Origin of the sequence: Bacillus sp. JJ864 (genome assembly GCF_036963045.1) — a bacterium.
Classification (GTDB): domain Bacteria; phylum Bacillota; class Bacilli; order Bacillales; family Bacillaceae_G; genus Bacillus_A; species Bacillus_A pseudomycoides_C.
Map to the genome: position 1 here is coordinate 4,500 of NZ_JBALLY010000048.1, position 7,764 is coordinate 12,263.

Annotated in this window: 3 protein-coding genes, 2 pseudogenes and 1 other annotated feature; of the genes and pseudogenes, 1 reads left to right on the forward strand and 4 read right to left on the reverse strand. The window is 36.6% G+C overall.

Annotated features, from left to right (window positions below; translation table 11 throughout):
• Positions 1 to 372: 372 nt before the first annotated feature.
• Positions 373 to 858: pseudogene (locus tag V7024_RS08880) on the reverse strand (AAA family ATPase); the annotation flags it as partial.
• A 262-nt stretch (positions 859 to 1,120) separates the two neighbouring features.
• Positions 1,121 to 1,351 (forward strand) — a binding site (T-box leader).
• A gap of 46 nt (positions 1,352 to 1,397) precedes the next feature.
• On the opposite strand from V7024_RS08880, the gene thrS reads away from it, so the two are divergent.
• Positions 1,398 to 3,320, forward strand: a complete 1,923-nt coding sequence (gene thrS / locus V7024_RS08885; RefSeq protein WP_335518477.1) for a threonine--tRNA ligase — start codon at positions 1,398 to 1,400, stop codon at positions 3,318 to 3,320.
• A gap of 417 nt (positions 3,321 to 3,737) precedes the next feature.
• Here the strand turns inward: thrS and V7024_RS08890 are convergent.
• From V7024_RS08890 to V7024_RS08900, 3 genes and pseudogenes are all read right to left on the reverse strand, one after another.
• Positions 3,738 to 4,730, reverse strand: a pseudogene (locus V7024_RS08890) (IS4 family transposase); the annotation flags it as partial.
• Between the two features lie 213 nt (positions 4,731 to 4,943).
• Positions 4,944 to 6,908: a M6 family metalloprotease domain-containing protein gene (locus V7024_RS08895; RefSeq protein WP_335518480.1), complete on the reverse strand. Its 1,965-nt coding sequence runs from the start codon at positions 6,906 to 6,908 to the stop codon at positions 4,944 to 4,946.
• A 547-nt stretch (positions 6,909 to 7,455) separates the two neighbouring features.
• Positions 7,456 to 7,572 carry a YjcZ family sporulation protein gene (locus V7024_RS08900; protein WP_098916883.1) on the reverse strand — a complete coding sequence of 39 codons (117 nt, stop codon included), beginning with the start codon at positions 7,570 to 7,572 and terminating at the stop codon, positions 7,456 to 7,458.
• Between the last annotated feature and the right edge of the window lie 192 nt (positions 7,573 to 7,764).

Consider the following 7,764-nt stretch of genomic DNA (forward strand, 5'->3'; position numbering starts at 1 on the left):
CTCATGCAGATTCCGGTTCCAACGCTTTTCACGAACCAAAGTTTGAAAGGCAAAACATTTCGCTTGATTGAATAGGTGCAAAACATGAGACACCTCATTTACAAGTGTAGTTGGTAAAGTATGTTTATACACCCTTTGAGAAAAATAGGTTTTCTTCATTATTATTTCTTCATCCTCAATAAGAACATTTGTTCTTATTATCTCTATTTTATACAAGCTAGGAATCAATTTCAACAAAAATGTTAGATGTTCCGAAAAAATTTCATGTGTATGAGAATCAGACAGAAAAGGAGTAGCAAGAGAGCCCCATTCATCCCCTCCTTACCTCTGGGCTCTGCCCTTCACGCGGTTGAAGAAGGGGTCTTCTGAGGTAAAACGATCTAACTGCGCATCTGGAAGAGGAAATGTACCGGCAGACTCCAATGGATTTTGCGTAGCAAGTACAATAAACGGCTGCGGCAACACATGCGTTTCTCCCGCAATGGTAACTGTACGCTCCTCCATTACTTCTAATAAAGCTGACTGTGTACGCGGTACGGCACGATTAATTTCATCGACTAACACGATATTCGCAAAAATCGGGCCCATCCTCGTTTTAAAATCAGATTCTTTCATGTCGAAATACTCTAAACCTACTACATCCCCCGGCAATGTATCTGATGTAAATTGTACACGCTGAAATTTCCCATCTATACTTTTCGCAAGACTTTTCGCTAATGACGTCTTCCCCGTTCCTGGAACATCTTCTAATAAAACATGTCCATTTGCTACTAACGCAATCATCGCTAAATCAATAACCTCTTCTTTTCCTACGATTACTTGCGAGACATTTTCTCGAATTCTTTCTAAAATTGACATACCCTTCTCATCCTCCCTTTCTTATTTTCTGTTTTTTCTGATATTTATTTGTAGTATATCAGAATTCATATATTTACCGATTGCTTTTTGAGACTTTTTGTAAAATAAGTTTTCTTTTTACATATACTACTTGTAAAAAAAGATACATGTTGTAAACCCTAATCAAAAACGAAAGTTCTAAAAAAATTCACAATTTATCCCAAAAAAGATTTGCAAAAATAATTTAAATACTGTATATTATGAATCAACATACTAATGTTATAAAAAGGCAATGAAAAGGACACGAGATATTCTTACGGTTTTACAGAGAAGGAAGAGTTGCTGAGATCTTCCTAACGCAGAAGAATATACTTACCACCTTAGAGCCGTATTGGGGAAACAGAGTATCCAATACCGTAGACGCTACGTTACAGCGAATAGAGCCATCGACGCTTTTTTTAAGTGCGATGGGAATCTGGGTGGAACCACGGGTATTAACGCACTCGTCCCTATTTTAGGGATGAGTGCGTTTTTTTATATTATAAAATGGAGTGATAATGATGAGTAACAAAATGATTCAAATTCGTTTTCCAAATGGTCGTGAACAGGAATATATGAAAGGAACTACATTAGAAGCAATTGCAGAATCGATTAGCCCTGGGTTAAAAAAGAAAGCTATTGCTGGAAAAGTGAATCAGCAACTATTTGATTTACGTAGAAGCATACAGGAAGATGCAGAAATTGAGATTTTAACTTTAGAATCAAAAGAAGGCTTAGAAGTACTACGACATACAGCGGCCCATATATTAGCACAAGCCGTTAAAAGAATACACGGTCACATTAACTTAGGCGTTGGTCCTGTTATCGAAAATGGATTTTATTATGATATGGATCTTCCAAATAGTATTGCGGTTGAAGAGTTAGTTCATATTGAACAAGAAATGCAAAAAATTATTGATGAAAATTTAGAAATTCAACGAATCGAAGTAAGTCGTGATGAAGCAAAACAAATATTTGAAGAGCTTGGTGACCATTTAAAATTAGAGCTATTACAAGATATTTCTGCTGATCAAAACATCACTCTTTACAAACAAGGTGAATTTTTAGACTTATGCCGCGGACCACATTTACCATCTACTGGCTTTATGAAAGCTTTTAAATTAACAAATGTTTCAGGAGCATATTGGCGTGGTGATAGTAATAACCAAGTCCTACAAAGAATATATGGGGTTGCCTTCCCTACTAAAAAGGAACTAGATGAATACCTAAACTTTTTAGAAGAAGCCGCAAAACGCAATCACCGTAAATTAGGCAATGAATTAGAATTGTTTATGTTCTCTGAAGAGGCTCCAGGAATGCCATTTTATTTACCAAAGGGACAAATTATCCGAAATGAAATGGAAGCTTTTTTACGAGGGATCCAACAAAAACGTAATTATCAAGAAGTTCGTACTCCTTTAATGATGAATCAAAAACTATGGGAAAACTCCGGTCATTGGGACCATTATAAAGAGAATATGTATTTCACAGAAGTTGATCATGGAAAATTTGCTTTAAAACCAATGAACTGTCCTGGCCACATGTTAATGTTTAGAAATAAGCTGCACTCTTATCGTGATTTACCAGTTCGAATGGCTGAATTCGGGCAAGTCCATCGTCATGAATTTAGCGGCGCTCTAAACGGACTTCTTAGAGTTCGTACGTTCTGTCAAGATGATGCCCATATTTTTGTAACACCTGAACAAATTGAAGATGAAATAAAAAAAGTAATTGATTTAATCGATTATGTATATCGTACATTTGGTTTTGAATATGAAGTTGAGCTCTCTACAAGACCAGAAAATTCAATGGGAGATGACGAGTTATGGAATAAGGCGGAAGGTGCCCTGCAAAATGTACTAGAAGAGCTCAATTTCCGCTATAAAATCAATGAAGGTGACGGAGCGTTTTACGGCCCGAAAATTGACTTCCATATTAAAGACGCTTTAAATAGAAGTCATCAATGCGCAACTGTACAGCTCGATTTCCAAATGCCGGAGAAATTTAACTTAAGCTATATTAATGAAAAAAATGAAAAACAACGTCCTGTTGTTATTCACCGTGCTGTATTTGGTTCAATAGATCGATTCTTCGGTATCTTAATCGAACATTTTGCCGGAGCCTTCCCAACATGGTTAGCTCCCGTACAAGCAAAAATTATTCCTGTATCAGTTGAAGTACATGAGAAATACGCAAAAGAAATAGAAGAAAAGTTAAAAGGTGCTGGTGTACGAGTAGAACTTGATCTTCGCAATGAAAAACTCGGTTATAAAATGCGAGAAGCGCAAGTTCAAAAAATCCCATATGTCCTTGTCGTTGGCGATCAAGAAGCCGAGCGTAACGAAGTAAACGTTCGAGAATACAGAGAACAACAATCTAAAGCTGTCCAATTTGCTGAATTCTTTGCAAATATTCAGCAGGAGATTCAAAATAGAAGCTTATAATACAAAAAGAAACCGCAAGAATTTCAAAAGATATGATCTGAAATTCTTGCGGTTTCACTTATATGAATCCATTTTAATTTTTCAACATATAGATTGCGGCTATGCAGAAGAGCCTGCACTTGCTTTCTCCCTATGTTTTACCTTGCATGTGGCAGGAAAGGGCACTGACCGCTTCTATGCATGGCCAGCTGCTCTCGCCTACCGAAAAAGAATGGTTTTATATCGTTTTTATAATTTAGATTTATATATGTACTTGTACAATGTAGTGTAGTGCTATCCTAAGGGGAAGTAAAAAATTCTTCTTGGTAAATAGGACTATTTTTATACCATAAACAGTTGTTTTTTATCTTTTAAAACACTTACAGGAAATTAGTTTTTTTAAGTCTTAATCTACCTCTGTTGTTAGTTTGAATTATTTTCTGTAGAAAGATTCGTAATATACACGTTGATCCCACTCAACCGTTTACTTCGTTCTTTGTAGGTAATACCTTTCTTCTTTTCTTTTTTGGCTTGGTCCTTCAACCTTTTCTCTGTTTATTCTTTTTTTAATCGATGAATAATAACACGAGCTGGTAATTTTTGATACTGTCCAATGTATGCCTCTGAAATCTCCATTGTTTGACCAGGGGACAATTGATTCATGAGTTCTTCCATATCTAACTGAATATAGAGTGTCCCTTTCTTGACGGTCCCATTTCGAAAATACTCTGGCTTATCATTTTTACGATAGATTCGAGAATTTAATTTCAAACGTGAGATATAATAAGCTCCTTTATCATGGATCTTCTGTAAGTCATGTAGGTCGAAATAGCCTAAATCTCTTATATACAAGTCTTTGGGTCGAATGGTTTGTAGGCTTGTTGAACCAAAGGTTTTATCATTTTCTCTTCCTTCTCCTACATAAACGTGCAGGAACTTCCCACTCAATAGGTCATACTCTAATTGAATTTTGACTCCTGTCGTATGGCTACTTCCACCTGAACCTTGATAATGTGAAGAAAACTTATCTGGAAGCTGAAATGTTGTAGAATCTAGAATCCGAACGTGCTTAAAGATCGTGGTATATTGATGAATTATTTCTTTTGTTGAATGGATTTTTTGAGTGAGAAGATTAGCTAGAACTTGTTCTAGCAACTGTACTGCGGAAGCATTAAATCGTTGATTAAGTCCTTCAGGACTGATAAGAACACCCGTAGATACTTCAAGATGGCTACATAATTGTGTGAGTGATGTACTTGCAACCTGTTGGCTAAGCCATACACATAAAGCAACTAACTCCTTTGCTTGATATTTACTCTTTCGCTGAACGAATCCTTTTTCTTTAGCTAGGTGTTCTAGAACATGACGAGACATATGTCGTTGTAATTCTTCGGCAATCGGTTGAAGTTCGTCAAGAATCGAAAGACCCATAAAAAAACGCCATCCTTTCCTATAATGCTACAGAAAGGATAACGTCTTTTTTGTTTTATGGATAGTGCAAAATCTTAGCTTGATAGCGATGTGGCGGGACTCCATCTCCATCAACTTAAAATTTTATAATGCCCCCCAGAACGAAACTCTCAGCAGATGCTAACCTTTTGTGGTAGTGTATCAATGATTTCAATAGCTACCCTCACAAATACATTATTGCGCCACTCCAAATACATTGATTTCAGCCACACTTGTCCATGGATTATTGTTTATCTCGCTTAAAGCACGCAGTCTAATATAGCGACCTGTCTTAGTTGCAAAGCTGACTTGTTTCAAAGTGGTATCATTTGTAAAGGTACCTGTGGCTACAGCTGTTCCCCAATTCACTCCATCACTACTGACGTAGAACTCATAGTCCTTAATCGTTCCGTTCACTTGGGTGTCTTGTCTTGGCAGGTAGCTGAATTTGGAGATGTTATAGGTTGCGCCTAAATCGATTTGAATCTCGTGCGGCATTGGAGCTACGGGGCCCCAGCTCGTATGCCAAAACGTGTCTTTGTTTCCATCAAAGGCATCATTACCCAAATTGTACCAATTATAACTGTCTACATATTTTAGTGTCCAGTTTGTTTGCGGAATCAAACTAGCTTCTTTTGTTGTGACTGCTACATTCATGGCAGAATTACTTGTGCTTGTCGTCGTAATCGTTACTCCCGATTTTTCTCCAGTGTAGGTATTACTGTTCGGATTGGTGTCTTGACCAAAGGAAGCAGCATGATTTTGATTCGTGTAATAGAACGGGTCTTGGTATTCACTGATGGATTGCTCTATATCAATGAAAGGATGAGGGTCATTAGAATTATTATTCATGGATTCATCAATATGCCAAACCGCGATGCCACCAGAATTTGTTGGCAAGCTTGCATCATACCCAACTTTTTCGCGATTCTCAACTAAAAAATACGTATTATCCTTTAAAGGAATCTTTAAAACATTATAGTTATTTGGGATCGCATTTAGAGTAAAATTGTTGGTGGTATTTACTACAGTTGGTGTTACAAATCCTAATTTTACTTTTGACCAGGCATCCATATGATCGGGTGTAGCTCCATAATCTTCCCCTTGAAGACTATTCCAAGATCCATTACCCATTATACTTAGACTACCCACATGATTATTAGTGCCATATAGATCTGGAAGGCCAAAGGAATGGCCCAACTCATGAGCAGGGATACCAATCGTTGCCATATGACCATATTGTTTTTCACCCTGCGCCGTATACATGCCTGATACTGTAACACCATCGTGATTTGTATTGGGAGCATACGACTGATGTGCCCAAATATAAGGAAGTGGAGCACCAGGAGCAGCCTGTTCATTACCAGCAAGAAAAGTTACAATGTAGAAGCCATCTTTAAAGTCGATGACTTGATCATTATTAGTATCAAAACTAGCAAAATTCACCTGAGGATCAGCTTTAGCCAGTGCATCTGTTATAACCGTACTAATGTTTTTTCCCGATGTACTCGGATGAGCGTAATCTAATTTCACTTTAACCACCCCATCATTTTGCGTACCATATATTTCGGAAGCTGGAGTGATCTGTACTTTTCCATTACTCACTTCATTATAGTAACCCTTTACTGACTTTTGATTTGCAGAAAAGAATTTGTTACTCCAATCGTTGTCGTTATATGCGATATCAACATCTGTAAACCCAATTAACAAAACAAGTAATTTTTTGGTTCCTAAAACTGGAGTGACAGTTCCATCAATATTTTCTGGTGATTCTTTTTGTAGCTCATTCATGTGCTCCTGTTTTTTCTTTGCTTGAGGGTTGTATTCTTTTATCCATTTATTCAAATTATTTTCATTTGCCGCTTTTGCAGGCTTCTTGTCAATTTTATATTTTTTTCCCGTCGATTTTAGTTCATCTGATGTAAGTTCAGCGTAATTCCAGTACCCCTTCTGATCTTGTAAAAGTACGTCGCCATCCTTTGTGCTTGCCCAATGGAACCATTCATCTCCATGCACTGTGGCTTGAAACGATTCGCCTGACGGTTGCTTCATTTCGACAACTCCATCGTATGCTGGTGCGGCAAAAGCGTTCGTTTGAAAGTACAAAACACAAATCAAAGAAAAAACGGACGTGAACAGGAATTTAAAACTTCTTTGCATAAACCTTCCTCCTTTTAGTAGTTGTTATCATGTGGGAATGGTTTCCTCTATAGATTCATGAAGATCGCCTCCCCCCTTTAAAAAATATTCAACAGCATAATTTAAATACCATTTTATGTAAAGTTCAAAGAGTTTAAATCTTATAAAATAAGTTGAGAAATATGATTATTGGAATTATAAATGAATAAAGAAATTTGTTTTGTAATTGTAATTGGCTGAACACTTCATATGTCTTCTATAGAAACCTTAATTACAAGATAAAAATTCTTTAAAAAGGAGTAAAATATATAGCTGATTCCTTAACGTACAGGAAATCGGTTAAATTGTTTCTAAACGTATAATTTTCTTTTTTTAATATGGTGACCCCATGCCCATCAACTTAAGAAATTGGTTGTTCCCCAAAACGAAAAAAATGACATGAATTCTTATAAATAACAGTAGAGATATAAAATTTTTGTTTTGGGGATATCTCAAAATCTTAGCTTGATGGCGATGTGGCGGGACCCCAATAAGAAAAGACACTCAAATTGAGTGCCTTCTCTTAGCATCAGCAGCCAAATCCACCTCCAAAACAACTACAACCGATTATGATTAATAAGATAAATAACACAATCAGTAAGGCGAATCCGCCGCCGAAGCCACAACAACCAGCTCCAAACCCCATAATATATTCCTCCTTATTAATGAGGAAACAAACAATGGTAGATACGGTTACAGATATTTCAGCGGATTTACATTACAGTATGTGGCATGTAACTAAAGAGTGCCCCTACATGAAAACCTTTCTCTAGTAATTTCTTAATGTTAAAAACGGCTTATGAATTAATGAAGGAGCATATTTTATATATATATATCC

Excerpts from the sequence above, each read along its gene's own strand:
- thrS (WP_335518477.1), top strand. The coding sequence starts at position 1,398 with ATGAGTAACAAAATGATTCAAATTCGTTTTCCAAATGGTCGTGAACAG.
- V7024_RS08895 (WP_335518480.1), bottom strand. The coding sequence starts at position 6,908 with ATGCAAAGAAGTTTTAAATTCCTGTTCACGTCCGTTTTTTCTTTGATT.
- V7024_RS08900 (WP_098916883.1), bottom strand. The coding sequence starts at position 7,572 with ATGGGGTTTGGAGCTGGTTGTTGTGGCTTCGGCGGCGGATTCGCCTTA.